At 65.2% G+C, this 25,241-nt stretch carries 25 protein-coding genes and 1 tRNA gene; 10 read left to right on the forward strand and 16 right to left on the reverse strand.

Translation table 11 applies throughout. From position 1 onward, the window contains the following. The 5 genes from N5D45_RS10730 to N5D45_RS10750 form a co-directional block, all read right to left on the reverse strand. Positions 1-1,056: a quinone-dependent dihydroorotate dehydrogenase gene (locus N5D45_RS10730; protein ID WP_019338469.1), complete on the reverse strand. Its 1,056-nt coding sequence runs from the start codon at positions 1,054-1,056 to the stop codon at positions 1-3. An 8-nt stretch (positions 1,057-1,064) separates the two neighbouring features. Beyond that, a complete protein-coding gene (locus tag N5D45_RS10735; protein WP_099589761.1) occupies positions 1,065-1,835 on the reverse strand; it encodes a class I SAM-dependent methyltransferase in 771 nt (256 codons plus the stop codon). A 5-nt stretch (positions 1,836-1,840) separates the two neighbouring features. Then, the gene (locus tag N5D45_RS10740) at positions 1,841-2,125 is read right to left on the reverse strand and encodes a DUF4190 domain-containing protein (RefSeq protein ID WP_010484694.1); all 285 of its coding nucleotides are present in this window, start codon (positions 2,123-2,125) and stop codon (positions 1,841-1,843) included. Positions 2,126-2,291: 166 nt separating this feature from the next. Next, on the reverse strand, positions 2,292-3,101 hold the full coding sequence (locus tag N5D45_RS10745; RefSeq protein ID WP_279938884.1) for an SDR family NAD(P)-dependent oxidoreductase: 810 nt from the start codon (positions 3,099-3,101) through the stop codon (positions 2,292-2,294). 40 nt (positions 3,102-3,141) lie between these two features. After that, positions 3,142-4,674 carry an aldehyde dehydrogenase family protein gene (locus N5D45_RS10750; RefSeq protein WP_005413146.1) on the reverse strand — a complete coding sequence of 511 codons (1,533 nt, stop codon included), beginning with the start codon at positions 4,672-4,674 and terminating at the stop codon, positions 3,142-3,144. Positions 4,675-5,200: 526 nt separating this feature from the next. On the opposite strand from N5D45_RS10750, the gene N5D45_RS10755 reads away from it, so the two are divergent. Further along, positions 5,201-6,553 (forward strand): undecaprenyl-phosphate glucose phosphotransferase, encoded by a 1,353-nt coding sequence (locus N5D45_RS10755; RefSeq protein WP_228355267.1) that lies wholly within the window; start codon positions 5,201-5,203, stop codon positions 6,551-6,553. A gap of 110 nt (positions 6,554-6,663) precedes the next feature. Continuing rightward, on the forward strand, positions 6,664-7,098 hold the full coding sequence (locus N5D45_RS10760; protein ID WP_029550852.1) for a low molecular weight protein-tyrosine-phosphatase: 435 nt from the start codon (positions 6,664-6,666) through the stop codon (positions 7,096-7,098). Between the two features lie 66 nt (positions 7,099-7,164). On the opposite strand, the gene N5D45_RS10765 is transcribed toward N5D45_RS10760, so the two are convergent. From N5D45_RS10765 to N5D45_RS10790, 6 genes are all read right to left on the reverse strand, one after another. After that, complete coding sequence (locus N5D45_RS10765) at positions 7,165-9,354, reverse strand: YjbH domain-containing protein (RefSeq protein ID WP_057503541.1); 2,190 nt, start codon at positions 9,352-9,354, stop codon at positions 7,165-7,167. Continuing rightward, positions 9,354-10,106 (reverse strand): capsule biosynthesis GfcC family protein, encoded by a 753-nt coding sequence (locus N5D45_RS10770; RefSeq protein ID WP_057503542.1) that lies wholly within the window; start codon positions 10,104-10,106, stop codon positions 9,354-9,356. The genes N5D45_RS10765 and N5D45_RS10770 overlap by 1 nt, the downstream gene beginning before the upstream one ends. 3 nt (positions 10,107-10,109) lie before the next feature. Next, a complete protein-coding gene (locus N5D45_RS10775; protein WP_057503543.1) occupies positions 10,110-10,793 on the reverse strand; it encodes a YjbF family lipoprotein in 684 nt (227 codons plus the stop codon). A 1-nt stretch (position 10,794) separates the two neighbouring features. Continuing rightward, on the reverse strand, positions 10,795-11,904 hold the full coding sequence (locus N5D45_RS10780) for a polysaccharide biosynthesis/export family protein (protein ID WP_049436285.1): 1,110 nt from the start codon (positions 11,902-11,904) through the stop codon (positions 10,795-10,797). A gap of 80 nt (positions 11,905-11,984) precedes the next feature. Next, the gene (locus N5D45_RS10785) at positions 11,985-12,326 is read right to left on the reverse strand and encodes a hypothetical protein (RefSeq protein WP_057503544.1); all 342 of its coding nucleotides are present in this window, start codon (positions 12,324-12,326) and stop codon (positions 11,985-11,987) included. A gap of 84 nt (positions 12,327-12,410) precedes the next feature. After that, entirely contained in the window at positions 12,411-13,049 is a 639-nt protein-coding gene (locus N5D45_RS10790) for a phosphatase PAP2 family protein (protein WP_057503563.1), read from the reverse strand. Between the two features lie 118 nt (positions 13,050-13,167). Between N5D45_RS10790 and N5D45_RS10795 the strand changes: the two genes are divergently transcribed. Then, positions 13,168-13,244, forward strand: a tRNA-Arg gene (locus tag N5D45_RS10795). A 35-nt stretch (positions 13,245-13,279) separates the two neighbouring features. Here N5D45_RS10795 and N5D45_RS10800 read toward each other — a convergent pair. Next, on the reverse strand, positions 13,280-14,170 hold the full coding sequence (locus N5D45_RS10800; protein ID WP_164193103.1) for a dihydrodipicolinate synthase family protein: 891 nt from the start codon (positions 14,168-14,170) through the stop codon (positions 13,280-13,282). Between the two features lie 147 nt (positions 14,171-14,317). Here N5D45_RS10800 and N5D45_RS10805 point away from each other — a divergent pair, with 147 nt between their 5' ends. Continuing rightward, positions 14,318-14,782, forward strand: coding sequence for a GNAT family N-acetyltransferase (locus tag N5D45_RS10805; RefSeq protein WP_057503546.1), 465 nt, complete (start codon positions 14,318-14,320; stop codon positions 14,780-14,782). Positions 14,783-14,789: 7 nt separating this feature from the next. Here N5D45_RS10805 and N5D45_RS10810 read toward each other — a convergent pair whose 3' ends face one another. Further along, positions 14,790-15,347 carry a GNAT family N-acetyltransferase gene (locus N5D45_RS10810; protein ID WP_057503547.1) on the reverse strand — a complete coding sequence of 186 codons (558 nt, stop codon included), beginning with the start codon at positions 15,345-15,347 and terminating at the stop codon, positions 14,790-14,792. Between the two features lie 146 nt (positions 15,348-15,493). Here N5D45_RS10810 and N5D45_RS10815 point away from each other — a divergent pair, with 146 nt between their 5' ends. Next, entirely contained in the window at positions 15,494-16,387 is an 894-nt protein-coding gene (locus tag N5D45_RS10815; RefSeq protein ID WP_164193100.1) for a helix-turn-helix domain-containing protein, read from the forward strand. Here the strand turns inward: N5D45_RS10815 and N5D45_RS10820 are convergent. After that, the gene (locus tag N5D45_RS10820) at positions 16,335-17,165 is read right to left on the reverse strand and encodes a universal stress protein (protein ID WP_279938891.1); all 831 of its coding nucleotides are present in this window, start codon (positions 17,163-17,165) and stop codon (positions 16,335-16,337) included. The genes N5D45_RS10815 and N5D45_RS10820 overlap by 53 nt on opposite strands. Before the next feature lie 171 nt (positions 17,166-17,336). Here N5D45_RS10820 and N5D45_RS10825 point away from each other — a divergent pair, with 171 nt between their 5' ends. After that, positions 17,337-17,903 (forward strand): TetR/AcrR family transcriptional regulator, encoded by a 567-nt coding sequence (locus N5D45_RS10825; RefSeq protein ID WP_164193095.1) that lies wholly within the window; start codon positions 17,337-17,339, stop codon positions 17,901-17,903. A 31-nt stretch (positions 17,904-17,934) separates the two neighbouring features. Here N5D45_RS10825 and N5D45_RS10830 read toward each other — a convergent pair whose 3' ends face one another. Further along, positions 17,935-18,294, reverse strand: a complete 360-nt coding sequence (locus N5D45_RS10830) for a response regulator (protein ID WP_164193092.1) — start codon at positions 18,292-18,294, stop codon at positions 17,935-17,937. After that, positions 18,284-19,420 carry a PAS domain-containing sensor histidine kinase gene (locus N5D45_RS10835; RefSeq protein WP_019338487.1) on the reverse strand — a complete coding sequence of 379 codons (1,137 nt, stop codon included), beginning with the start codon at positions 19,418-19,420 and terminating at the stop codon, positions 18,284-18,286. The genes N5D45_RS10830 and N5D45_RS10835 overlap by 11 nt, the downstream gene beginning before the upstream one ends. A 177-nt stretch (positions 19,421-19,597) precedes the next feature. Here N5D45_RS10835 and N5D45_RS10840 point away from each other — a divergent pair, with 177 nt between their 5' ends. Genes N5D45_RS10840 through N5D45_RS10855 form a run of 4 tightly spaced genes read left to right on the forward strand, consistent with a single transcriptional unit; the run spans position 19,598 to position 25,225 of the window. Beyond that, positions 19,598-22,699 (forward strand): response regulator, encoded by a 3,102-nt coding sequence (locus N5D45_RS10840; protein WP_164193089.1) that lies wholly within the window; start codon positions 19,598-19,600, stop codon positions 22,697-22,699. Next, entirely contained in the window at positions 22,696-23,520 is an 825-nt protein-coding gene (locus tag N5D45_RS10845; RefSeq protein WP_057503552.1) for a CheR family methyltransferase, read from the forward strand. The genes N5D45_RS10840 and N5D45_RS10845 overlap by 4 nt, the downstream gene beginning before the upstream one ends. After that, entirely contained in the window at positions 23,520-24,095 is a 576-nt protein-coding gene (locus N5D45_RS10850) for a chemotaxis protein CheB (RefSeq protein WP_279938893.1), read from the forward strand. The genes N5D45_RS10845 and N5D45_RS10850 overlap by 1 nt, the downstream gene beginning before the upstream one ends. Continuing rightward, positions 24,092-25,225, forward strand: coding sequence for a hybrid sensor histidine kinase/response regulator (locus tag N5D45_RS10855; RefSeq protein ID WP_164193083.1), 1,134 nt, complete (start codon positions 24,092-24,094; stop codon positions 25,223-25,225). The genes N5D45_RS10850 and N5D45_RS10855 overlap by 4 nt, the downstream gene beginning before the upstream one ends. Positions 25,226-25,241: the final 16 nt, after the last annotated feature.

Raw genomic sequence — 25,241 nt, forward strand, 5'->3', positions numbered from 1 at the left:
TCACAGTGGGGCCACCGCGCCGCGGCTCGGTGCTTCGCGGCGGCGACGGATCGCCTCCACGCATTCGGAGACCAGCGCCGGGCCACGGAAGATCAGGCCGCTGTAGCACTGCACCAGCGCCGCGCCGGCGGCCATCTTGGCCACCGCATCGGCACCGGACAGGATGCCGCCGACACCGATCAGCGGTACCGATTCGGGCAGGCGCGAACGCAGGCGGCGCAGCACCAGCGTGGACTGCTCCAGCACCGGCGCACCGGACAGGCCGCCGGCCTCGTTGGCCAGCGGGTCGCCGGCCACCTTGCTGTGGTCGATGGTGGTGTTGGTGGCGATCACGCCGTCCACCTGCAGCTCGCCCAGTACGCGGGCGGCGGCATCGATGTCGCGCTCGCTCAGGTCCGGCGCCACCTTCACCAGCATCGGCACGCGGCGACCATGCTGCGCAGCCAGGGCTTCCTGGCGGTCACGCAGCTGGCTGACCAGCTGTCGCAGCGCGGTTTCTTCCTGTAGTTCACGCAGGCCGGCGGTGTTGGGCGAGGAGATGTTGACCGTGATGTAGTCGGCCAGCGGATACACCTTGTCCAAGCAGGCAATGTAATCGTCCACCGCCTGTTCGTTGGGGGTGTCCTTGTTTTTGCCGATGTTGATGCCGAGCAGGCCGCGACGGTTGCGCGCGCGTTCGACGTTGCGCACCAGCGCGTCCACGCCCGCATTGTTGAAGCCCATGCGGTTGATGATTGCGTTGTGCGCCGGCAGGCGGAACAGGCGCGGCTGCGGATTGCCGGCCTGCGGACGCGGGGTGATGGTGCCGATCTCGACGAAGCCAAAACCCAGCGCGAACAATGCATCGATGTGCTCGCCATTCTTGTCCAGGCCGGCGGCCAGGCCGACCGGATTGGGGAAGGTCAGCCCGAACACGGTGCTCGGCATCGGCGCGATGCGTGCGGCCAGCAGCGGCGTGGTGCCGGTGCGATAGGCCAGGTCCAGTGCGGACAGGCCAAGGCCGTGGGCGCGCTCGGCGTCGAGCGAGAACAGGAAGGGGCGGGCAAGCGAATACATGCGTCGGTTCAGTCCAGCGTGCCGAGGAAGGCTCGGGTTCGATATTCAAAAGCAACCTGGCCGTCGACCGCGTGGGCGGCGAACAGGTCCTGCAGGGCGGCGATCATCGGCGCATGGCGCGGATGACCGGCTTGGGGTGCGTAGGAGGAGGACAGCAGGCGCCCGCGCAGGGCGTCGAAATCCAGATATTGCACGTTCGGCAGCTCCACCATGCCGCGCAGGCCGGGGCCGAACCAGGCCTGCATGGTGGCGTCGTCCTGGTAGCGCTCGGCCACCGCGGTGTAGTCGGTGCCGTAGTCCAGCAACAGCTGTTCGTAGCCGATCAGGAACGGGCTGGCGTCGAGCAGGCGCGAGTTCCAGTAGATCAGTGCCAGGCCACCCGGGCGCAGGATGCGCTGCCACTCGGCGCGCACCGCCACGGTGTCGAACCAGTGGAAGGCCTGCGCGACGCTGACCAGATCGATGCTGGCATCGTCCAGTGTGGTGGCCTCGGCGCGGCCGTCCACCGCACGGAACTGCGGGTACTGCGGTGCCAGCCATTCCTCGGCCGCGCCCCGCATGGCGGCGTTGGGTTCAACCGCGACTACTGGATGGCCGCTGGCCAGGAACAGGCGACTGGAAATACCCGTGCCGGCGCCGATGTCGGCGACCACGGCCTCGTGGCTGACGCCCATCGGGCCATGCAGCCACTCCAACAGGGCGGGCGGGTAATCGGGCCGGTAGCGGACATAGTCGGCGACGCGGCTGCTGAAGCGTTCAGTGCTGTCGGAAGTGGTCATGATGATCAGTTCGACATCGCGGCGAGCCAGGCCAGGCCGCCGAAGAACAGGATGAAGACCAGGATGGCGGCGATCACGGCGCCGACCATCACCCAGCCCAGCACCAGGCCGGTGACGGCGAGGCCATCGCCTTCCAGTTCATGCGGGCGGCGGCGGATCTCGGCGCGGGCCATGTGGCCGGTGATGATGGCCACGATGCTGGCCACGAAGGGCAGGACGGTCCAGCTGGCGATGCCCATGACCAGGCTGACCACGGCCAGGGCGCTTGTCTGTCGGGGTGCCACGCTCATCGGGGTCCTCCTTGGCAGTGTGCACATGATAGTGCCTCTGCCCGGGCAATCCCATGCCCGGCGGATGCGATGGCAGGCGTCGACCGGAATGTCAGCCATGGTAGGCGTCGACCTTGGTCGACGAAAGCCATGCCAACCAAGGTTGGCAGCGACCGGTGTGCCGGTATCAGCCCATCAACACCTGGCCGCCATCCACGTTGAGCACATGGCCGGTGATCCAGCGCGCCAGCGGCGAGCACAGGAACAGGGCGGCGTCGGCAATCTCGCGCGGGTGGCCGAAGCGGCCGAACGGGATCTTCGCCAGGGTGCCGTGGTACAGCGCGGGATCTTCGGTGCGGCGGCGATCCCACAGGCCGTCATCGAACTTGATCGAGCCCGGGGCGATGGCATTGACCCGGATCCGGTCCTTGGCCAGCGCCAGTGCCTGCGAGGTGGTGTAGTGCGACAGCGCGGCCTTGGCGGCAGCGTAGGGCGCGCCACCGGGACGCGGCTGCTGGGCGGCGATCGAGGACAGGTTGAGGATGCAGGCATCGTTGGATGCGCGCAGCCACGGCAGTGCCAGGCGCGAGGCCCGTACCGCCGCCATCAGGTCGATCTGCAGGCTGGCGGCCCAGCCGTCCTCGTCATCGGCAATGCCATAGCCGGTGGCGTTGTTGACCAGCACATCGATGCCGCCAAGTGTATCGGCGGCAGCCTGCAGCCAGGCCTGGATCTGGTTGGCCTCGCCCAGATCGGCAGGAAACGTGTGCAACTCGACGCCCCGTACCTTTGCATCGGCACGCAGGGCATCCAGGCCGACCTGGCCGCGGGCGCAGACCGAGACCCGCGCACCGGCGCCGGCAAATGCCAGCGCCATCTCACGGCCAATGCCCTTGCTGCCACCGGCGATGAGCACGCGGCGGCCGGTGAAATCAATCACCGGCTTGCCACCCTGTAGCGCCGAGCCATGCTCGGCTGCATTTCCTGCGGTGTTCATGGCACATCCTGCCGAGCATGGCCCGGCACTACAGAAAGCGTTACAGGTCGAACTTGATGCCCTGTGCCAGCGGCAGCGAATCCGAATAGTTGATGGTGTTGGTCTGGCGGCGCATGTAGACCTTCCACGCATCCGAACCGGATTCGCGGCCACCGCCGGTGTCCTTCTCGCCACCGAAGGCGCCGCCGATCTCCGCACCGGACGTGCCGATGTTGATGTTGGCGATGCCGCAGTCGCTGCCGGCGGCCGACAGGAACTTCTCGGCGGTCTTCAGGTTCTGGGTGAAGATCGAGGACGACAGGCCCTGCGGCACGCCGTTCTGCATGTCGATGGCTTCGTCGAGGGTGTCGTACGGCATCACGTACAGGATCGGCGCGAAGGTCTCGTGCTGGACCACGGCGTCGCTGTTCTTCAGGCCGGAGACGATCGCCGGCAGCACGAAGTTGCCGGCGCGGTCGATGCGGGTGCCGCCGGTTTCGATGGTGCCGCCGGCGGCCTTGGCCTGGGCGATGGCATCGAGGAACTGCTGCACGGCGCCGTCGCTGTTCAGCGGGCCCATCAGGTTGGCGGCATCGGTCGGGTCGCCGATCTTGCCTTCCACCTGCTTGTAGGCCTTGACCAGGGTGGCCAGCACGTCGGCGTAGATCGAGCGGTGCACGATCAGGCGGCGGGTGGTGGTGCAGCGCTGGCCGGCGGTACCGACGGCGCCGAACACGATGCCCGGCACGGCCAGCTTCAGGTCGGCGGTTTCGTCCAGGATGATGGCGTTGTTGCCGCCCAGCTCCAGCAGGCAGCGGCCCAGGCGGCGCGCGACCTTTTCGTTGACGGTGCGGCCGACCTGGGTCGAGCCGGTGAAGCTGATCAGCGGCACGCGGCGGTCATCGACCATCTTCTCCGACAGCGCGGTGCCGGCATCGTTGATCAGGAAGAAGATGTCCGGGAAACCGGCTTCGCGCAGGGCGTCGTTGCAGATCTTCAGCGAGGCGATGGCGGTCAGCGGCGTCTTGTTGGACGGCTTCCAGATGCACACGTCGCCACAGATGGCCGCCAGGAACGAGTTCCAGCTCCACACCGCCACCGGGAAGTTGAAGGCCGAGATGATGCCGACCAGGCCCAGCGGGTGGTACTGCTCGTACATGCGGTGGCCGGGGCGCTCGGAATGCATGGTGTAGCCGTACAGCATGCGGCTCTGGCCCACGGCGAAATCGGCGATGTCGATCATCTCCTGCACTTCGCCGTCGCCTTCCGGCTTGCTCTTGCCCATTTCCAGGGCGACCAGCGAACCCAGCGCATCCTTGTGCTTGCGCAGCGCTTCGCCGCACAGGCGCACGGCCTCACCGCGGCGCGGGGCAGGCGTGGTGCGCCAGACCTTGAAGGCTTCCTGCGCACGGGCGACGACGGTCTCGTACTCGGCCTCGGTGGTCGCGCGGACCTGTGCGATCGGCTCGCCGGTGGTCGGGTTGACCGGGGTGATCAGCTCACCACTGGTCGCGCTCGACCACTCCCCGTTGCCCAGGTACGTGCCAGCGTTGATCGCGTCCAGGCCAAGGGACTTGAGCAGCTCGGAAGACATGCAGACTCCTGTGTTTCGTTACGTTGTTTGGCGCCATCGCGGGCAGGTGGGGGACGCGATGAACAGAACCGCCGATGGTAGCAGAGGGTGGTGGTTGGGCTTTGGTGCGGTGCGGGGTGGATTGAGCGCCAGTGAACTGACATGAAGTGCGCAATGACGTTCATTTTTTGACGCTAAATGACGCATGTTGATGCAAATTGACACACTGGAAATTGTCAATATTTTCAATTGGATAGGGTGATTTCATGGCGTTCGTCCGAGCCTGTGCCCAGTCGGGATTCCTATCTTTTGGCCCAGACTTCATCCACAATTCCTCCACATTTGATTGACACAACCTCGACGATTCCGTGCTGGCTGGGGAGTCCGCGCACGTGGACGCAGACAATTCCGCGTCCCGTCGAGCCGAGAATGGAGAAGTGCGTTGCTACAGGGATCAGTAGAAGACCTTTCCGCAGAGCGGGCCCGGGCTGGCCGCCGCCGCGTCGAAGCCCGGGCTGCCCTGGAGTTGGGGCTACGCCTGGGCGACATGTTGCTACTGCCAGGCATGGCAGTGCTTTCCCATATCGTGTTGTATGGAGCAGCTGCGCCGGACTCCTCCCAGCGAATCGTGTTTGGCGCGGTGATTCTCAGCGCCATCGTGTGTTTCTCCGTGGCGCCGCTGTATCGGAACTGGCGCATCCGGGGGCTGCTCGCTGACCTCTGGCTGCTGTTGCTGGCGTGGTCTGCCACCTTTGCGCTGTTTTCGCTCTACGTCGTGCTGGTTGGGCTTGCCGACGTGGTGCCCTCGACATGGCTGATTGGCTGGTACGCCTTTGGTCTGGCATCGATGGCGGCGCTGCGCGTATTGCTGAGAGTGCAGTTGCATCGCCTGCGCTCGCGCGGAATGGACCACGAGCGCATCTTGCTGGTTGGGCTAAGGGCTCCCGCTTTGAGGTTGCATCGCCTGCTGCGCGGGAAGCCAGAGCTTGGCAAGGACGTCATCGGCTACTTTGCCAGTGCGGGCGATATCGCCACCCGCCGCGGAGGGGACGCGCCGTGCAGGCTGGGGCGACTGGAAGACGTCCCGCAGTACATGGATCAGCACCGCGGCGAATTCGATCAGGTATGGGTGTCTCTGCCGATGGGGCATGCTGGCGCCATCAAGGACATGCTTAAGCAGATCGAGCGTTTTCCGGTGCCTGTGCGTCTGATTCCTGATACCACGGGCCTTGGGGCGCTGAACCCTGGTGTGCACCAGGTGGGTGATGTGCCGATGATCGGTGTACGCCAAGGCTTGGTTGATCATCGATTCCGCTTGTTCAAGCGCGTCGAGGACATCATGGTTGCAGGCGTGGCAGTAATCCTGCTGGCGCCTTTGTTTGCCGTGTTGGCCATTGGTGTGAAGCTGAGTTCTCCGGGGCCGGTGCTGTTCCGCCAGAAGCGCCATGGACTGGGCGGAAAGGAATTCTGGATGCTCAAGTTCCGCTCCATGCGCGTACATGCAGAGGGCGCCGGGCAGATCACCCAGGCGACGCGCGGTGATCCGCGAGTGACCCGGTTCGGTGCGTTCCTGCGTCGCAGCAGCCTGGATGAGCTGCCACAGTTCTTCAATGTGCTGGGCGGTAACATGTCGGTGGTTGGGCCGCGACCGCACGCGATTCAGCATAACAATCACTACGAGCGTGTGATCGAGCGCTACATGCATCGCCACTATGTGAAGCCGGGGATTACCGGCTGGGCGCAGGTCCACGGATTGCGTGGTGAGACACCGGAGTTGCGCTCGATGAAGAAGCGGGTCCAGTACGACATTGATTACATCCGGCGCTGGAGTCCGACGCTGGACGTACGGATCATTTTGATGACGGCCTTCAAAGTGCTGGGCCAGAAATCGGCATACTAGGCGAGGCTGCTGCCGGCATGTGGCGGCACGCTCGGATGGAAGTGCCCGGTCTGTAGGGGCGGCCAGGTGTTGCGTGCCATGTATTGAAGAATTGATGGAAGCCGTTGTCCGTGTTCAAGAATATTCTGGTTGTGTGTGTCGGCAACATCTGCCGTAGTCCGTCGGCGGAAGTGATGCTGCGTGAGGCTGTGAGCGGCAGGGGCATCACGGTGTCCTCGGCCGGGCTGGGGGCCCTGGTCAATCATGGTGTGGATGCCACCGCGCAGGCGCTGTTGACCGAGCATGGCCTGGATGGCAGCAGCCATCGTGCGCGGCAGATCGACCGCGGCATCCTGGCAGCTTCGGATCTGGTGCTGGTGATGGAGCGCAAGCATGTCCATCGCATCATCGAAATCGCGCCGGAGGCGTCGGGCAAGACCTTCCTGCTGGGAAAGTGGCAGTCCGATCGCGAGATTCCCGATCCCTATCGCCAGCAGCGTGCTGCATTCGAGCACGTCTACACGCTGATGGATGAGGGGGTGAAGAGCTGGGTGCGTTACCTTTGATTGCACAAGCTCTTTGAAGTTGCGCTGCAGACGAATGGCCGGGAGCCGCCAGGCTCCCGGCTTTTGTCATTCCCCGACGTTACGCAGATTGTCGTAGAAGAAGCGCTCGTCGCGATCACCAGTCATGCCGTACAGGCCGTACTTGCGGCCGAGCATGGCGCCACCATCGCGGATCAGCGGGTTCCAATTGAAGGCCGCACGGCCACGCGTGGAGCGTGGCAGGAATCCATCGAGCGGAATGCTGAAGTAGATACCCTTGTCGAAGCTGCCCTCACCAAAGTCGCGCGCCGAGACATTGGTCTTGGTCGCATACGCGCCCATTGTCACGCCGTTGTCGAATACGCGGGCCAGGTCCAGAGTGGCGCCCTTGTCGCCGGCCAGATACTGGCCGACCGATAGCGAGCCGATGATGCGTTCACGGGCGTCGAAGGCGTAATAGAACGTGGCGTGGCCGGTGGTGACGCGGTAGTCACGAAGGCCCCAGTGCTGGTCATAGTCGCGCTGTTGCACCCGGTTGAGATTTGCGCCAACCGCCCAGCGCTCGCCGCTTGGGCGATACAGCAGTTCGCCGCCGACGCCAGCATACATCCACTCCAGGTAGCCTGCGTAGGCGATGCCATACAGGTCCGGTGCCAGCCGCCCGGCGATGTTGGCCTGCAGGTTGGGCAGCATGATGTCGGAGGTGGTCAGGTACTGGCGGATGTCGGTACGTACGCGCGGCAGGCGGCTTGGGGCGTTGTACTTGAACTTGTGGTAATTGTTGGTGACATCGGCACTGATGGTGCCGGTCAGCCAGATGTTGTCGCGCAGGAACAGGCTGCCCGTATAGTTGGCTGCGACCTGGTACAGAATGAAGCCATCGGGGCCGCCAAGGTTCTGCCGGTAGCCGATGTTGAAGCCGCCGCCGAACGGGTTGCGCTTGGGTGTGTAAAGCGTTTCGCGCGCGCGCGCGTCAGGCGCCTGCAGTTCCGTGCTCCGTCGCAGTACGTCTTCGCTGACCGTGCCATCCAGGTATCCCGCGAACGCTTCGCGGTTGATCGACTGATCGGCGATCGGCATGCCCACGCGGGTGGTACGCAGGGTGAACCAGTTGTAGTCATCGCCGGTCGCGTTGGCAAGAATGCGCGTGGCGCGTCCGAGGCCCTTGGCGGCATGCAGGTAGCGGGTCTGGTAACCGTCGACATACAGTTCGTCGCCGCGGCGCGAAATGCGTTCGACACGGAAGCCGGCATTGCGCTGCAGCTCGGTGCTGATCGCTGCCCAATCGGTGCTGGTGCCAGGTGCGGCACCAGAAGCGTCGCTGTTGGCAACTGATGCGCGCTGATCGACGGCGGCCGTCTCGGGCAGCAGTCGCTGCGGTGGCGGGTCGAACGGCTTCGGTGCAGCAGGCGCATTGCCCGGGTTGCCACGCAGGGTGAGCGAGAACATCGCCGCGTCGCCGCGCTCCCAGGCTGCAGTCAGCTCTACGTTGCGGTTTGGCACATAGACCAGGCCCACGTTGACGGGCGTGCGCTGGCGCAGGTTGTTGTTGCGGGGTTCGCGGCGGTAGTCGTTGCCGTCGTATTCGACTTTGAGCAGCAGCTCATCCATGGGCGTCTGGTAGGTGATGCCGCCAAAAACGCCAACTGGCCCCTTGAACATGTTGCTCAGGCCGAACTTGCCGGACTGGGTGATGTCACTGTTGGCAATGGAGCGGCGGTCCTTGAAGCGATCATCGATAGCGCCGAGTGGATTGGAGAAGTCGCCGCGGTTGCCAATGTAGCCGGTGGCAAGTCCGATCGACGCATCGATCGGACCGAAATTCTTGTTGGCAACCAGGTATTCGCTGGAAAAGAATCCAGTGCCACCCAGATCGCGCACACCAAAGGCCAGCTCCGGCAGCAGGCGTGATTCCTGCCATAGGCGCAGTTTGAAGTCGATCGACTTGTCCTTGTAATGCTGATCGCCTGCAACGCTGGGCCCGTACAGTAAGTTATTGACATTGATGTAGCGGAATGACGCCTCCAGCCATGGGAATGGCTGCATGGTCAGGTTATAGCGGGCGTACGGAGCGTTGTATGACGCCGTAAAGCTCAGGTCTCCGTCGCTTGCCATGCGCGCGGTAGGCGTCTGCAACAGGCCGATCCCGCCCCATTCGTTGGCGGTGGGTGGCGGCGCCTCCTGTGCATGCAGCGCGCAGGACAGCGACAAGGCGAGCGCGCTCAGTGCGAAACGGGCGGGGCGCACCGGGGGCGCGCGCAGGCAGGGCTGGGTCATCACGGATTGATGGGCTGGGTGGCGATGAACGTGGCGAAATCGCTGTTGAACAGCGGGTCGATATGCTTGATGAGGGACGCACGTACGGGCACGAAGACCGTACCTCCAGGCGCGACAGCCTGGGGATCTGCGCGGTTCCACAGGCCGATACCCAGCTGCTGGATTCGCCCGTCGGGTTGGATCACGTAAATATCGTTGCGGTCAGCAAGAGGACTGGGATGACAGTCACCCATATAGTCGCGCGCATCGCGCTGCGGGACGTGCGGCAGCTCGCATTCCTGCTCCACTGCGCCCATGACGGTGATCGTGCGTGGCTGCAGTGGGAACCGCAGCCTATCGCCTGTGACTAGTATCGGGTTGTTCGCGGGCTGGACCTGGATCAGTCGTGCGGGTCCGGCGATGGGCGTCCGGCCGGTGGCCGGATGTGTCTCCAGCCAGGTCTGCAATGCCTGCGCTAGCGTCACTACCTGTGCGTCGGCAGACTCTGCCAGCTGCCCGACGCCATACTGCAGCCCCGCGCGCAGCCGCACTTGGGCCTGCAGGGCATGTGGGCGTTCGAGGCTTGTCCCCAGTAGGTAGGCGTCGGTGTTTGGGCGGGCTAGCAGTAGCCCGTCGGCCAGACGGGCGCCAGCGCTCAGCTCGTACTCCCCGGCTGCTTCGACGGCACCTTCAATATGTATCTGCGCGGCCTGGACGCCAGTGGCAGCAAACAGCGCGGCAAGGATTGCCGGGTTGAGAAATCTGAACGTCATGGCTCAATCCTTGGCCGTGCGATAGGGTTTGAGCTGGGTCAGTTCTGCGACGCGGCCGGGTGCCAGATGTTGTCGGCTTTTCCAGATGAAGCCCGTGACCGGATCTGCCCAGTAGACATTGCGGCCACTCATTCCGCCGCCCTGTAGCCGCTCGTCGAACCGCTGCAGGGTTCGACGCGAACCCAGTATGTCTACCTGCTCCAGTGCACCCCTGCTCAGTGTGCCGGTCACGGCGACGTCGACCTGGTAGGCGGGAACCCAGTCATAGCGGCGTTGCACCGTAACGGGCGCGGTCACTGTACGCAGGTCCTCGAACGGCGAAGGGCCGTCGATACGCGCATGCCATTGCTGCCCCAGGCCGCTGCCACCCAGCAGCAGGCCGTGAGCGTCCATTTCGAACACCGCATGTGAGCCTGCGAACCACTGCTGGCGGCCTCCATCGATGTAGCCCAACACCGCCACTGCGGTGAGGTCAGGAGTTTCTACCTGCATCTGCGGGAAGCGGTTGTTGGCCACGCCTTCTGCGGTCGCCTGTGCCGGGCGATGGGTGATCAGCCGGAAGGTGTCCACTGTGGAACGGCTGCCGGTGGTGCACCCGGTGAGCAGCAGGGCGGCGACGATGACCAGCAACACCGCGCCACGGGCCCGATGTGCTGGGCAGTGGCAAGCCGCATCCATGCGAGCCATGTCAGTTGTCCTTGATTTCGGTTCCAGTACGCGCCGCGTTGTACAGGATATTGGTAAAGGGCAGCAGCTGATTTACGAAGCGATTCCAACGGCTGACGCCGGCTGCGCCGACAAATACCACGTCGCCCGGCTGTAGATGGAACTGGCTGCCGGCAGCAAATGCGGTCGGCGAGCGCGCCTCCAGCTGATAGACCATCGACGGCTCCTGCTGCAGGTCCGTGCTGCCGCGGATGACATACACGGCGTTGCCGTTTGCGGTCTGTTGAAGCAGGCCGCGAGCACGGCCCAGTGCCTGGTTCAACGAGACATCGCCCGTGCGGAAGCTGTAGGCGCCGGGCTGATTGACTTCGCCCACCACGAAGATCTCTTTGCGATCCAGATAAGGAACGAAGATGGAGTCGCCATCCTTGAGGAGCAATTGGCGGCCGCCGAACTCGCGGGCCAGGGTTTCCAGATTGATCGTGTAAGTGGTGCCTTCCCGGCTGAGCTGGATGCCGGACAAGTCGGCCTGCTGGTTGTCCAGTCCGGACTGGCTGATCGCATCCGCCAGCGTCAGCGGCGAGGTGCCCAGAGCAATCGGCGAGGATCGCTGGGCAGCGCCTGTCACCCAGACCCGCTGGCTGCCATAGGTGAGGACGGATACGTCCACTTGGGGCGATTCCACGTACTTGGCCAGGCGGGTGCTGATCTCCTCGCGGAGCTGCATCGGCGTCTTGCCTGAAGCTGTGACCTTGCCGATGTATGGGTAGAACATCGTGCCGTCACTCTGCACAAGGCGCCCTGCCAAAGCGCCTTGCTGCTGGGGACCGGCCGGCACGGTCAGTTCCGGGTGATCCCATACGGTGACATAGAGAATGTCGCCGGCGCCGACCGTGTACGGTGCAGGCTGGTAATCGAACAATGCAGCCGGCAGTGAATTCTGCGTACGCGCGGCGTTTTCCTGCGCGATCAGCTTCGGCGTGATGGTGACGATTTCCAGCTGACCATCGCCGCTCTTGCGGTCAACGGCGACGTCGCTGCGGCGCAGGTGCTGTCCCGGCGCAAGCGCGCAGCTGGACAGTGCCAGTGCGGTCAACGCAGCGGCAAGAAGGCGAGGGGTGATGTTGTTCATGGGAATGAGAGTCTGGCAGGCATAAAAAACCCCCGCCGGGCCGCGCCCGGCGAGGGCCTGAGTGGTGCGCGGTGCGCTGATCAGCCGCCGGTGCCGCCCGTACCGCCGGTGCCGCCCGTACCGCCGGTGCCACCCGTACCAGGGCCGCCCGGACCCGGGCCGCCCGGATCAGTGCCGCTGCCGCCGTCATTGCTGCCGCTCGTGCTGTCGCCGCCGATGCTGTAGGCAACGGCAGCGGCGGCCACGCCGATTACGGTGGTGCCCACGACTGCAGCGGTCGAGACGCCAGCAGCTTCTGCGCCGGCAACTTCAGCCGCAGTAGCCTCCGTGCCGGCCGTAGCCTGCGCTTCCTGCGCGAAACTCATCATCGGGGAGGCGGACAGGGCCGCCAGTGCCACAACTGCGATCGTCTTCTTGAACATGGGAGGCCTGCTCCGTCAGGGGAAATTCCTTTCACATATTCTGCGGATGAACCCTTGCTGTCAAGATTTGTGGAAACTTCGTGCCTAATGATGGCTTCTGCCTAGCGACGAATTGCCGCGTAGATTCTGGCGCTCGAATGCCTGCGTGCGGCCGGACAGTGTCTTCGCAGCGGCCTTCACGAGGTCATGAGTGTGTAAATCTGCGAGCAATATCGGCGTGGTCATGGCGGCGGCAATGGTCAGCAACGCGGCGCGGCCATGCACCGCCAGGATGTTGCCCAGCGTCTGCCCGTGACGCAGCACCCAAGCCGACGCAGCCAGGCCGAGGCTGAGTCCTATGATGATCTCGGAGGGGGAATGGGCCCGCAAAGGCAGTCGAGAGTATCCGATCGCGACTGCAAGCCCCGCGCCAGCGACGGCCCAGGCCCGCAAGTGTCGGCTGCGGCCGCTGGCCAGCAGCCATAAGGTCACGGGATAGAGCACGCTGGACATGGCGGCATGCCCGGAGATGCCGGTGAAATCCAGATGCTCCAACCCGAAACCCCAGCCCATGAAGGCGATCTTGCTGGCCAGAGTGGTCGCGGCGACCACAGTGATGGCCACGGCCCAGCGCCACAGCAGGTGGCGGTGAGAGGTTGGCAGGAACAAGGCGAGTACAGTGGCAAGCGGAAACAAGGCGCGGCTGTCGCCGAGCGCAGACAGGCTCTCCCAGAAGGTCATCATGCGGCGACGGTATAAGTGCAGGGGGTGGATGTGCGCAGAATACTGGTGCTGGACGTCCTGCAGAACGCCCCGCGCTTGGTCCATTCAGCCAGACGCGGTATCCTTCCCCGCTGCCAATGGCCCCGTAGCTCAGCTGGATAGAGCGTCCCCCTCCTAAGGGGAAGGTCGCCCGTTCGAATCGGGCCGGGGTCACCACCCGCCACACTGCGCGGCAACCGCTCGCCGGGCTTCTACAACAGCCCCAGCCCACCCAACACCACCGCCACTTCCTCGCGCTCGCCGTCCCGCAGCCCCTGCAGCGGCAGTGGCAGGCAGTCTTCGCCGCACAGCCCCAGCAGGGCCGCTGCGCAGGCCGTGACGCGAATCCCGCCAAACCGGTCATACAACGACCACAGCGGCGCCAGTCGTGCCGAGAGGGCCATGGCGCCCTCGGCATCGCTGTTTCCCACGGCCCGCACGATCTGCAGCGCAACCTCGGGGAACAGTCCGGCAGTTACCGAATACCAGCCATCGCACCCCGCCAGCAGTCCACGCACCGCCGAGGCGTCACCACTGACGCCCAGCGTCACATGCGCAGGAACGCACGCACGGAGTGCCGCAACGCGCGCGGCCGCCTCGGCCGGATCGTCAGCAAGGCGCGGAATCTTGATCGAGGCGATGTTGGGCAGCGCGGCGATGCGGCCATGCAACGCATCGGAGAAGCGGAAGTGCGTGGCGCCGGGATTGTCATAGACGCAGATCGGTGTGCGCACCGCAGCGCATACGGTTTCGAACAGCGCTTGCACCTCATGATCCTTCAGGGGCTGGTAGGACACCGGAGCTAGCAGCAGGCCAGCAGCACCCGCATCCTCCGCATCCAGCGCTAGTTCCAGCACATCCCGGGTACGCAGTGCACCGATGCCGGCGATCACCGGTACGCCCCCGGCATGCGCGAGTGCTTCGCGCAGCACCCGCTTGCGCTCGGGCTTTTCAAGATAGGCGTAGCTGCCCGTAGAGCCCAGGACGCCCATTGAATCAACACCGGAATCAGCCAGGCGCTCGATCAGGTGCGCAAATGCCCGAAAGTCGATGCCGGCTTCAGAGAGCAGGGTCAGGGGAAACGCGCTGAGGCCATTGAACATGGGATCTCCCGGAACTGGGATGGGTTGGGTGCCACCGCGCCTGGGGCGTGACGACTGGACGTCTGGAATTGTTTATTGTCCTATGACAAAACTCAAGTGCGGCCATGCAGCGTGTCTATCCGGTGCAAATGGCGCACCATGAATGTCATGGAACCCAACCTTCGCCCCGTCCAGCCTTCGAACTACGCCACCGTCGCCAGCTGGCCCGAATCCGCCGGGGCCACCCAGCGCTGGGCAGGCCCGGGTGTACCGTTTCCACTGCCGCCGGAGCGGTTCGCGCAGGTGCTTGAGCTCGAGGTGCGCCCGGGCTGGGCGCTGCTGGACGAGCAAGATCTTTGCGTAGGCTTTGGCCAGTACTGGATGACCGGCTCCGGCACCGCGCACCTGGGCCGCATCATTGTTTCCCCGTTGGCACGCGGGCGCGGCCTTGGCCGGCTGCTCATGCAGGCCTTGAGTGCACAGGCGCTGCGTGAAGACGGTATCCAACGCCTCACCCTGCGCGTCTATCGTGATAATACGGCCGCCGTGGCCCTGTACCGCGATCTCGGTTTCCTGCAGGTTGAAGCGTCCTCGACGCCGGAACTTCTGTTCATGCAGCGCACGTCGGGCTGAATCCTGTTCAAGCAGGTGTGGCGGCCTGCAGGGCACACCATTGCTCGCGGGTGATGCGGCTGATGTGCTCGGTACGGTAGTCGCCAAGGAAGCTGTTGAACTTGTTCACTTCGGTATGGTGATGCTGGAAACCGCATTTGCGCTGCGCGGTGAGCGATTGCAGGTTGTCAGCGAAGTAACCGCACCACAGCGCTTCCAGCTCCAGCTGCAGGAATGCATGCCGCATCACTTCGCGCACCGCTTCGGGGACCAGCCCGCGGCCCCAGTACGGTACGCCGATCCAGTAGGCGATCTCGCCTTCGCGGTCGCTGATCTCGAAGTTGCTGTCAGCGCCGATCAGGATGCCGACACAGCCGATGGCGCGGCCGTCTTCGCGGTTCTGCAGTGCGTAGACCTCTGGCTGGTTGAAGACGGTGCGGATGATTTCGGTACTTTCCTCGACACTGGTGTGCACCGGCCAACCGGCGATCGGACCCACGCGCGGGTCGCGGGCGTACTCGTACAGATCGGCGGCGTCGGTGTCTCGCCAGTGGCGAAGGATCAAGCGTTCGGTGTGCAGCTGCATGTCGATTCCAAGGAGACAAAGAGAGTGCACAGGCTAGGTCGCCAGGCGCGACCGGCCCAGAACGGGACCTTGATGGTTTCGGTACTTTTCACAACTGATGGTCGAGCCCGAGTATGCTGGGGCCCGGAATACAGCCGGATCGGCCCATGGACCGCGTACCCCAGCTTCTGGACCAGGACGAATCCATGCGGCTGGAGGTCAGTACGCTGGCCGAAGGACAGAGCGTCCCGTTGTCGTTCGGTCACGCCTATCTGGTGGTACTGGTATGCGTCTCGGGGTGCGCGCGCTTTGCACTGAATTTCCGCGAAGTAGCGGTGCAGCGTCATGATGTGCTGGTGCTGGCAGAGGACACGCTGGCGCTGCTGCGGCATCGCTCGCGCGGCTTCCTGGCGATGGTCTGCCTGATGCCCAAAGCGCTGGCATCGGAGGTGGCCTATGTGTTGCCCAATGCGCTGTTCCAGTTCCTGCACGAACAGCCGCACTGCCGGCCGTCACCGTTGGATGTGCCGTTGCTGCAGGGATGGTTGCAGCTGATGATGGACGCGCAACACAACGGTGGACGGCATCGCCACGTGATGCTGCGCAATCTACTGCAGAGTTTCTTCCTGAAGATGGCCACGTTGCTGCCGAAGCAGAAGCGGGCGCCCGCGCAGGTCAGCCGACGCGAGCGCCTGGCCTGGAGCTTCTGGGAGCTGGTCGGGCAGCGCAGCACGCGCCAACGTGACGTGCAGTCCTACGCCGAGGCGCTGTGCATCACCCCGTTCTATCTTTCGCAGCTGACCCGCGAGTGCTTCGACGAGACGCCGAAGGCATTGATCGACCGTCAGGTGGTGCTGGAGATCAAGGCACTGCTCACCTACAGCGAATTGCCGATCGGTCGCATCGCCGAGCGCCTGTGTTTCGAGGATGCGTCCTACCTGTGTCGCTACTTCCGGCGGCATACCGGTCAATCCCTGACCGGCTACCGCCGGTCGGGGCAGGGCGGCACTAATGTGATACGAACAGCGGCGTCGGTACTTCGGCGAGCAGATCCTCGGTGACTCCGCCGAGCACGCGCTCGATCACCCGGCTGCGGCTGTAAGGGCCCAGCACCAGCAGGTCGGCGTCGGCATCGAGTACGTGCTGGCGGATGGTTGCGGCAACGCCGCCCTGGCTCGAACTGATCGTCTGGATCTCCACTTCAACGCCATGCCGCGATAGATGCTGGGCCATCTCTGCGCCGGGTGTGGCCTCGGCCTTGGGCGTGTCGACCATCAGCAGGTGCACCGCTTGTGCACGCGCGAGCAGGGGCAGCGCATCGGCCACCGCGCGACGTGCCTGCTTGCTGGCATTCCAGGCCACCACAATGCGATGGCCGACCTGATCGCCTTGCCAATGCGGCGGCACCAGCAGCATCGGCACGCCGGTCTGGCGCAGGGTGCCCAGCGGGTGCCAGCCAGAAGGGGCGCCGGGAGTACGCGGATAGCCGGCGATGATCAGGTCGCAGTACAGCGACTGCAGGGCCAGGTCGGCGCCGCCCAGATAGTCCGAGACGATGCGCAGTTCGGTGCTGATCTGCAGCGGCTCGGACACGGCTCGCAGGTTCTGCATCAGCTGTGCGGTGCAGGCGGCATCCGCGCGCGCCTCATGGTCGAGCGCGGCGGCGATGCCGGCGCCGCGCGCGAAGCCGTTGGCGATGTCGGTGGGATGCTGGGCGGTGGAGACTGCGACCAGATGCGCCTGCTGCGCCTGCGCCAGATCGGCGGCGATGTTGAGAACGCGATTCCCGGTGTCGCTGGCGTCGAACAGCACAGCGATATCGCGTAGTGGATGCAGCATGGCGTTCTCTCCTTCGATGCCTGTGACGCGTTCCCTGTCGTGCACCCACCCGGGTGCACCGGACGCACACCCGTTTTAGCGCATTGGTGATTCGGATGAATCATCCGTGATTCAGTTTATTAATTGATGATTCATGCTAGCGTGAGGGCGAACCCATACCTCAGCGTTTTCATGCGACCTGCCGCAGCACGCACCCGCCGCGACCTCCACCACGCCCTGGCAGCCACCCTGGTCAGCCATCCCCGCTGCACGCTCAGCGAACTGGCGCAGGGGGCAGGCATCAGCCGGGCCACGCTGTATCGGTTTGCATCGACACGTGAAGCGATAGACGAAGCACTGTTCGCCGCAGGCTTCGAGCGTCTGGAAGCGGCGGCGGTCTGGTTCGACCAGGGCGGTGATGCACGCCACGTGCTGGAGCGGGTCACCGCCACGCTGCTGGCGGACTGGGAACTGGTGACGCTGCTGTTCGCGCGGATGATGGAAGAGCAGCAGCGCCAGGGCGACCTGCATCTGCTGCCGGAGCGCTGGGCGCCGATCGGCGAGCGCTTCGAGGCGTTTTTCCTGCGTGGTCAGGCGGCCGGAGAGTTCAACGTCGGTTTCACCGCAGTGTGGCTCGCGGACTTCTATTGGACCTGTTTCTACGGCATCACCTGGTCACTCGCACGTGGTCGGCTGGCGCCGGCCGCGGCCGCCTCCACGCTGCTGGCGTCGTTCCAGCGGGGGGCGATGAAGGGATGACCGCAGGGGCTTGCTGCCGGGGCGCCGTGGCTTACGCTTGCTTCAGCAGCTGCACCAGCTGGCGCAGCCGATACGGCTTGGGCAGGAACTCCACCTGTTCCGGCAGCGGCGGCAGCTGCGAACGGGCATAGCCGGACGACAGGATCATCCGCGCCTGCGGTTGTTCGCGCGCCACATGCTCGCTCAGCTCGATGCCGGACATGCCGTTGGGCATGCTGACGTCGCTGAACACCACGTCGAAACGTGCTTCGCTCTTCAGCAGGGCGGCGGCCTCATGCGCGTCAGCGGTCGTGGCCACATCGATGCCAAGGTCGCGCAGGGCCAGGCCGATCATTTCACGCAGATCGGTCTGGTCTTCCACCATCAATACGCGGATCGGGTCATCGGTCATCGGCAGGGTCCTCCATTGCGGGGAGCAGCAGGCTGACCGTGGTGCCGACACCGGGCGTGGTGGACACGTCGACGAAGCCGCCGCTCTGGGTAGTGAATCCGAACACCTGGCTCAGGCCCAGGCCGCTGCCCTTGCCGATGTCCTTGGTGGTGAAGAAGGGCTCGGTGGCCCGTTCGGCGATGTCGGCCGCCATTCCGTGGCCATCATCGCAGACGCTGAGCGTGACATAGCCCCGTTGCAGCGTGGAGTCCGCATCCGGGTCGAGCCGATGCTCCAATGCGGTGCCGATCAGGATGCGGCCGCCTTCGAGGGTGGCATCGGCGGCATTGGCCACCAGGTTGGCCAGCGCAGCCTGCAACTGCATCGCATCGGTGTTCACCAGGGGCAGGCCGGGTGTGAGCCGTAACTCCAGCAGCACCGCAGGCGGACAGGCGCGCTGCAGGTCCGGCAGCCATTGCAGTACCAGGGCATTGATGTCCAGTGGCTCGCGGATCAGGGTCTGGCCGGTGCTGAACGCCAGCAACTGGCGGGTCAACAGCGCGCCGCGGTCGGTGGCTGCCTGTGCAGCATCCAGCAGCTCGGCGGCACGCGCATCGTCACCGCTTACACGCAGTGAGAGCAGGTCCAGCGCGTTGCCGATGGTGGTCAGCAGGTTGTTGAATTCGTGCGAAAGGCCGCGGCTGAGGCGGCCGACGGTTTCGAACTGCTGGGTGTTGCGCAGCGCACGCTGGGCGTCGCGCAGCAGTCGTTGTGCCTGCCACTGCTCGGTGATGTCGCGGGTGATCTTGACGAAGCCGAGCAGCTCGCCTGCCTCGACGACCGGCTCGATGACCACGCTGGCACGGAACGAGGAGCCATCGCGACGTACCCGCCACCCTTCACTGGCAACGTGGCCATGTTGAGCTGCATGGCGGAGCAGGCGCTGCGGTTCCCCCGCCTCGCGATCGGCAGCCAGATAGAAACGGCCAAAGTGCGTGCCTACCACTTCATCGGCTGAATAGCCCTTGATGCGCTCCGCGCCCGGGTTCCAGCTGCAGACCATGCCATCAGGATCAAGCAGGTACAGCGCATGGTCGCGCACGCTGTCGATCAGCAGTCGCAGTTGGCGTGAAGGGTCCGTCAGCACGGACGTCGTAGAGGCGGCAGCGTCCACGTGGAAATGAGCATTACCCCTGGGAGGGACGTGAAGCTAGGCAGTGCAGTGTGAAGAGTGTGTAGAGGCATGGCACGTGCCATTCGTACTGTGCGGCTGAATACGACACGGGGTACCATCTCCCACCTTTGTTTGCTGGAACCGACCTGCATGCGTCCTGGTGCGACCACGCGTGACCGCTGGATCTGGATGACCTCCGCCGTGCTGCTGGGGGCGACCATCGCCCTGGAGCTGGTGGTTCCACTGGGCTATGCCGTCTGGCTCGCCTATTTCCTGGCGGTGGGCGTCATGGTGTTCCAGCGTAGTGCACGCGCGCCGTTCATCGTGGCTGTGCTCGCCTGCGTCCTGCTGGTCATCGGGTTCAACATCGCCCCGGCCAGCTCGAATTCGGCGTTCTCGCTGGTCAACCGAAGCATCGGCGGCTGTGCGTTCCTGATGATCGCGTTGATCGTCTCCCGCGCCATCCAGGCGCGGCGCGAAGCGATGCGGGCGCTGTGGCTGCAGGAAGCCGAGAACGCGGTGGCGATGAGCCTGCGCGGTGACCTGGGTCCCGAGCAGATCGCCGAGGCCGCGGCAACCAGCCTGGGGGCCCAGCTGCAGGCGGATGTCGCCGCCGTCTACCGCCTGGAAGGGGGGCGACTGCAGCTGACCGGTGGCCTGGCATTGCCGTCCGGCATGCCGGCGTCGCTGGCATTGCAGGAGGGCGTGGCCGGGCAGGTGGCGCGGGACGAACGCATCCGCCACCTGCACGGGGGTGACGATTCGGTGCTTGAGCTGCAGACCAGCCTGGGGCGCTTGCCGGTGCGCGAGCGCATCCTGGCGCCGATCAGCAGCGATGGTGCGGTCGTGGGCATCGTTGAACTGGGACGCACCCGCGCCGGCGAACAGGATCGACTCGATGTCGAGCTGCTGGAGCGCTGTGCAGAGACCATCGGCATGGCGCTGCGCGCATCACTGCTGCGTGCACAGTTGGTGGTGCTGCTGGAGGAATCCCAGCGCCAGGGCGAGGAGCTGCAGGCTCAGCAGGAAGAGCTGCGCGTGGCCAATGAGGAACTGGAAGAGCAGAGCCGCAGCCTGCTGCAGTCGCAGAGCCATCTGGAAGAACAGCAGGCCGAGCTGGAACAGAGCAACGTCCAGCTGGAAGAGCGCACCCACGAGCTGGAGGCGCAGAAGCAGGCGCTGCTGGTCGCGCAGAGCCAGCTGGTGCGCAACAGCAACGAACTGGCCGCCACCTCGCGCTACAAGTCCGAGTTCCTGGCCAACATGTCGCATGAACTGCGTACGCCGCTGAACAGCTCGCTGATCCTGGCCAAGCTGCTGGCCGACAACAAGGACGGCACGCTCACCGAAGAACAGGTGAAGTATGCGCGCGCGATCCTGTCGTCCAACAACGACCTGCTGTCGCTGATCAATGACATCCTGGACCTGTCGCGCATCGAGGCCGGCCACGTCGAGCTGGCCGATGAAGTGGTGGTGACGGACAGCGTGCTGCAGCGCCTGCGCGAGACCTTCGAGCCGATGGCGCGGCAGAAGGGCCTGGCCCTGCAGATCGAGGCCGATGCGCTGGCGCCGAGCCAGCTGGTGGTCGACAGCCAGCGCCTGCAGCAGATCCTGAAGAACCTGCTGGCCAATGCGGTGAAGTTCACCGAGCATGGAAAGGTCAGCCTGCACGTGCGTGCGGGCGGCCAGGGCCGCATCCGGTTCGAGGTCTGCGACAGCGGTATCGGCATTGCTCGCGAGCAGTTGCAGGTCATCTTCGAGGCGTTCCGCCAGGCCGATGGCAGCACCCGCCGCCGCTACGGTGGCACCGGCCTGGGGCTGTCGATCTCGCGCGATCTGGCCGAGCGCATGGGCGGCAGCATCCAGGTCGACAGTGAACCGGGCCGCGGCAGCTGCTTCATCCTGGAACTGCCGTTGCAGGGTGCGCCCGCATCGAACGCCACTGACATCTCTGCGGCGCCCGTGGCGGCGCCCGCCACGGCGACTGTGCCGGCGATGCCGGTACCTGCAGCGGCCGCGGTGGCGCCGACCACGACGGTGCCCAGCGTGGCCGATGACCGCGGTCGTCGCCAACGCGCTGGCCGCTTGATCCTGGCCGTTGAGGACGACGCCACGTTCGCCGAGGCACTGGTGGCCCTGGCCCATGACCTGGACTTTGACTGCGTGGTGGCCGGGACCGCCGAAGAGGCGCTGACCCTGGCCAGCGAACTGCGCCCGAACGGCATCCTGCTCGATATCGGCCTGCCGGACGTGTCCGGCCTGAGCGTACTGGAGCGCCTGAAGCGCAACCCCGATACCCGGCATATCCCGGTGCACGTGGTCTCGGCGATGGACCGCAGCCAGGTGGCGCGCGAGCTGGGCGCGATTGGTTTCGCGATCAAGCCAACCACGCGCGAGCGTCTGGTGTCGGCCATCGAGCAGCTGGAGCAGACCAGCCAGCGCGACGTGCGGCGTCTGCTGATCGTCGAGGACGACAGTGAGCTGCGCCACAACCTGGAACTGCTGCTGGGCCGTGATCAGCTGCAGATTGTCGCGGTGGGCACTCTGGCCGGTGCGCTGGAGCAGCTGAGCACGGTCACGTTCGACTGCATGGTGATGGATCTGTCGCTGCCCGACGGCAGTGGTTACGACCTGCTCGAGCACATGGCCGGCAACGATGATGTCGGCTTCCCGCCAGTGATCGTCTACACCGGCCGTGCGCTCAACCGCGAGGAAGAGCAGCGCCTGCGCCGCTACTCCAAGAGCATCATCATCAAGGGCGCGCGCTCGCCCGAGCGCCTGCTGGATGAAGTGACCCTGTTCCTGCACAGCGTGGAGGCCAGCCTGCCGACCGACCAGCAGCGCCTGCTGCGCGAGGCACGCCGCCGTGACACCGTGCTCGATGGACGCACCGTGCTGCTGGCCGAGGATGACGTGCGCAACATCTTCGCGCTGTCCAGCGTGCTCGAGCCGCTGGGCGTGACGCTGGAGATCGCGCGCAACGGCCAGGAAGCGGTGGATCGCCTGGCCGAGCGCGACGTCGACCTGGTGCTGATGGACATCATGATGCCGGAGAAGGATGGCCTGGCCGCGATGCGCGAGATCCGCGCGCAGCGTCACCTGCAGGACCTGCCGATCATCGCGTTGACTGCCAAGGCGATGCCCGATGATCGTGAGCGCTGCCTGCAGGCCGGTGCCAACGACTACATCGCCAAGCCCATCGACGTCGACAAGCTGGTCTCGCTGTGCCGGGTCTGGTGCTCGCGGCAATGAACGAACAGGCCCTGTTCGACCTGGAACTGAAGGTCCTGCTGGAGGCGCTGTACCAGCGTTACCACTACGATTTCCGCAGCTATGCGGTGTCATCGCTGCGCCGGCGCATGCGCCAGGCGATGCAGCGCTACGAGTGCGAACGGCTGGTCGACCTGCAGTACCGGCTGCTGCACGAGCCGGAACTGTTCGCCCAGGCCATGCAGTTCTTCACCGTGCAGGTCTCGGAGATGTTCCGTGACCCCGCGTACTTCCGTGAGCTGCGTGAGCAGGTGGTGCCGGTACTGCGTACCTATCCCTCGGTGAAGTTGTGGGTGGCCGGTTGCAGCACCGGTGAGGAAGTGTGGTCGCTGGCGATCCTGCTGCACGAAGAGGGCCTGCTTGATCGCAGCATCGTCTATGCCACCGACATCAATCCGGCCGCGCTGGCCACCGCCGAGGCGGGTGCCTATGGCATCGACCGGATGGCCCAGTTCAGCCGCAACTACCTGGCCGCCGGCGGCAGGGCGTCGCTGTCCGACTACTACGCCACCGCCTACGATGGTGCGGTGTTCGACCGCCAGCTGCGTCGCAACGTGGTGTTCGCCGACCACAGCCTGGCTACCGATACCGTGTTCTCCGAGGTGCACCTGGTCTCGTGCCGCAACGTGCTGATCTATTTCAACCGCGATCTGCAGGACCGCGCCGTCGGCCTGTTCCGCGAAGCGCTGGTGCACCGTGGCTTCCTTGGCCTGGGCAGCAAGGAGTCGCTGCAGTTCGGGTGCCACCATGACGCCTTCGATGTCTGTTCGCGCGAGCATCGCCTGTACCGGAAGGTGGCCTGATGGCGTCGCCGGCGCGTCCAGCCGTGCTGGTGATCGGCGCGTCCGCCGGTGGCGTAGCCGCCCTGCAGGCGGTACTTGGTGCACTGCCGGGTACGCTGCCGGTACCGGTACTGGCCGTGCTGCACCTGCCGCGTGACCGTACCAGCCGCATCGCCGAGGTGCTGGCGCCGTACTGCGCGTTGCCGGTGCGCGAAGCCGAAGACAAGCAGCCGTTGCAGCCGGGTACGGTGACGTTCGCGCCGCCGGATTACCACCTGCTGGTGGAGGACGAGGGATCGGTGGCGTTGTCGGTGGATGCGCCGGTGCTGTTTCCCCGTCCGGCCATCGATCCACTGTTCGACTCCGCTGCTGCAGTGTTCGGCGGGCAGGTATTGGCCCTGCTGCTGACCGGTGCCAGCAGCGACGGCAGTGAAGGCGTGGCTGCGGTGCGCGCCGCCGGTGGCCGTGCCTGGCTGCAATGTCCCGAGGAGGCCGAGGCGTCGATGATGCCGGCTTCCGCCCTGCAGCATGCCGGCGCCGATGCCGTGCTGCCCCTTGAACTGATGTGTCGCCGCCTGAAGGAGTTGTTTGCATGAACCTGTTGCCACCGGATCCTGCGCAGCCGCAGACCCCGGTCAACCTGCTGATCGTCGATGACGTGCCGCAGAACCTGGTAGCCATGCAGGCCCTGCTGCAGCGAGAAGGGGTCAACCTGCTGCTGGCCGGCTCGGGTGCGCAGGCGCTGGAGTTGCTGCTCGAGCACGAGGTGGCATTGGCCCTGCTTGACGTGCACATGCCGGAGATCGATGGCTTCACCCTGGCCGAACTGATGCGCGGTTCGCATCGCAGCCGCGACGTGCCGATCATCTTCCTGACCGCCTCCCCGGATGATCCCCTGCGCGTGTTCAAGGGCTACGAGAGCGGCGCGGTCGATTTCCTGCACAAGCCGGTGGCGCCGCAGGTGATCCTGAGCAAGGTCAATGTCTTCATCGAGCTGTACCAGCAGCGGCAGCTGCTGAAGGCGCGCAACGAGGCGCTGGAACGCGCGCTCAAGCTCAACGAAACGATGGCCGCGGTACTGACCCACGACCTGCGCACGCCGCTGTCGGCCATCCTGCTGTGTGCCGACAAGCTGGCGCTGGATCTTCCCGAAGACAACACTGGCGCGCAGCAGACGCTGCAGTACCTGGAGGCCAGCACCCTGCGCATGGCACGCATGGTCGAGCAGTTGCTGGACTTCTCGCGGATCCGCAGCGGCGGCCTGCGCCTGCAGGCCAGTGCCTGCGACCTGGCCGACGTGACCCGCGCAGTGGTGGCTGAGGCGGGCAGTGCGCATGGGGCAGGCCGGATCCATCTGGACATGCACGGTGATACGCGGCTGCAGGGCGATCTGGACCGTCTCGGCCAGGTTGCCGCCAACCTGGTCGGTAATGCGCTGACCCATGGCAGCGAGGCGAGGGTGGAGGTGGACGGGCGCGACCCCCGCAGCGTGCTGTTGCGTGTGAGCAACGCCGGCCAGATCGACGACGCGCTGCTGCCGCGGTTGTTCGAGCCGTTCAAGGCCAGCTTCCACCAGAGCAAGGGCCTGGGGCTGGGTCTGTACATCGTCGATCAGTTCGTGCGCGCGCATGGGGGGCGTATCGCCGCGCGCAACGAGGCCGGGCAGGTGGTCTTCGAAGCCCTGCTGCCGAGGCGCGTCGAGGGGCTGCCTGCAGCAGCAACCTGAATTCTTCAGGAAACGC

Source organism: Stenotrophomonas sp. GD03819 (assembly GCF_029841665.1).
GTDB lineage: Bacteria > Pseudomonadota > Gammaproteobacteria > Xanthomonadales > Xanthomonadaceae > Stenotrophomonas > Stenotrophomonas geniculata.

Excerpts from the sequence above, each read along its gene's own strand:
- N5D45_RS10805 (WP_057503546.1), top strand. The coding sequence starts at position 14,318 with ATGGAACCCAACCTTCGCCCCGTCCAGCCTTCGAACTACGCCACCGTC.
- N5D45_RS10815 (WP_164193100.1), top strand. The coding sequence starts at position 15,494 with ATGGACCGCGTACCCCAGCTTCTGGACCAGGACGAATCCATGCGGCTG.
- N5D45_RS10800 (WP_164193103.1), bottom strand. The coding sequence starts at position 14,170 with ATGTTCAATGGCCTCAGCGCGTTTCCCCTGACCCTGCTCTCTGAAGCC.
- N5D45_RS10790 (WP_057503563.1), bottom strand. The coding sequence starts at position 13,049 with ATGATGACCTTCTGGGAGAGCCTGTCTGCGCTCGGCGACAGCCGCGCC.
- N5D45_RS10745 (WP_279938884.1), bottom strand. The coding sequence starts at position 3,101 with ATGAACACCGCAGGAAATGCAGCCGAGCATGGCTCGGCGCTACAGGGT.
- N5D45_RS10810 (WP_057503547.1), bottom strand. The coding sequence starts at position 15,347 with ATGCAGCTGCACACCGAACGCTTGATCCTTCGCCACTGGCGAGACACC.
- N5D45_RS10830 (WP_164193092.1), bottom strand. The coding sequence starts at position 18,294 with ATGACCGATGACCCGATCCGCGTATTGATGGTGGAAGACCAGACCGAT.
- N5D45_RS10735 (WP_099589761.1), bottom strand. The coding sequence starts at position 1,835 with ATGACCACTTCCGACAGCACTGAACGCTTCAGCAGCCGCGTCGCCGAC.
- N5D45_RS10755 (WP_228355267.1), top strand. The coding sequence starts at position 5,201 with ATGTTGCTACTGCCAGGCATGGCAGTGCTTTCCCATATCGTGTTGTAT.
- N5D45_RS10855 (WP_164193083.1), top strand. The coding sequence starts at position 24,092 with ATGAACCTGTTGCCACCGGATCCTGCGCAGCCGCAGACCCCGGTCAAC.
- N5D45_RS10845 (WP_057503552.1), top strand. The coding sequence starts at position 22,696 with ATGAACGAACAGGCCCTGTTCGACCTGGAACTGAAGGTCCTGCTGGAG.
- N5D45_RS10850 (WP_279938893.1), top strand. The coding sequence starts at position 23,520 with ATGGCGTCGCCGGCGCGTCCAGCCGTGCTGGTGATCGGCGCGTCCGCC.
- N5D45_RS10765 (WP_057503541.1), bottom strand. The coding sequence starts at position 9,354 with ATGACCCAGCCCTGCCTGCGCGCGCCCCCGGTGCGCCCCGCCCGTTTC.
- N5D45_RS10775 (WP_057503543.1), bottom strand. The coding sequence starts at position 10,793 with ATGGCTCGCATGGATGCGGCTTGCCACTGCCCAGCACATCGGGCCCGT.
- N5D45_RS10840 (WP_164193089.1), top strand. The coding sequence starts at position 19,598 with ATGCGTCCTGGTGCGACCACGCGTGACCGCTGGATCTGGATGACCTCC.
- N5D45_RS10730 (WP_019338469.1), bottom strand. The coding sequence starts at position 1,056 with ATGTATTCGCTTGCCCGCCCCTTCCTGTTCTCGCTCGACGCCGAGCGC.
- N5D45_RS10820 (WP_279938891.1), bottom strand. The coding sequence starts at position 17,165 with ATGCTGCATCCACTACGCGATATCGCTGTGCTGTTCGACGCCAGCGAC.
- N5D45_RS10750 (WP_005413146.1), bottom strand. The coding sequence starts at position 4,674 with ATGTCTTCCGAGCTGCTCAAGTCCCTTGGCCTGGACGCGATCAACGCT.
- N5D45_RS10825 (WP_164193095.1), top strand. The coding sequence starts at position 17,337 with ATGCGACCTGCCGCAGCACGCACCCGCCGCGACCTCCACCACGCCCTG.
- N5D45_RS10740 (WP_010484694.1), bottom strand. The coding sequence starts at position 2,125 with ATGAGCGTGGCACCCCGACAGACAAGCGCCCTGGCCGTGGTCAGCCTG.
- N5D45_RS10770 (WP_057503542.1), bottom strand. The coding sequence starts at position 10,106 with ATGACGTTCAGATTTCTCAACCCGGCAATCCTTGCCGCGCTGTTTGCT.
- N5D45_RS10785 (WP_057503544.1), bottom strand. The coding sequence starts at position 12,326 with ATGTTCAAGAAGACGATCGCAGTTGTGGCACTGGCGGCCCTGTCCGCC.
- N5D45_RS10780 (WP_049436285.1), bottom strand. The coding sequence starts at position 11,904 with ATGAACAACATCACCCCTCGCCTTCTTGCCGCTGCGTTGACCGCACTG.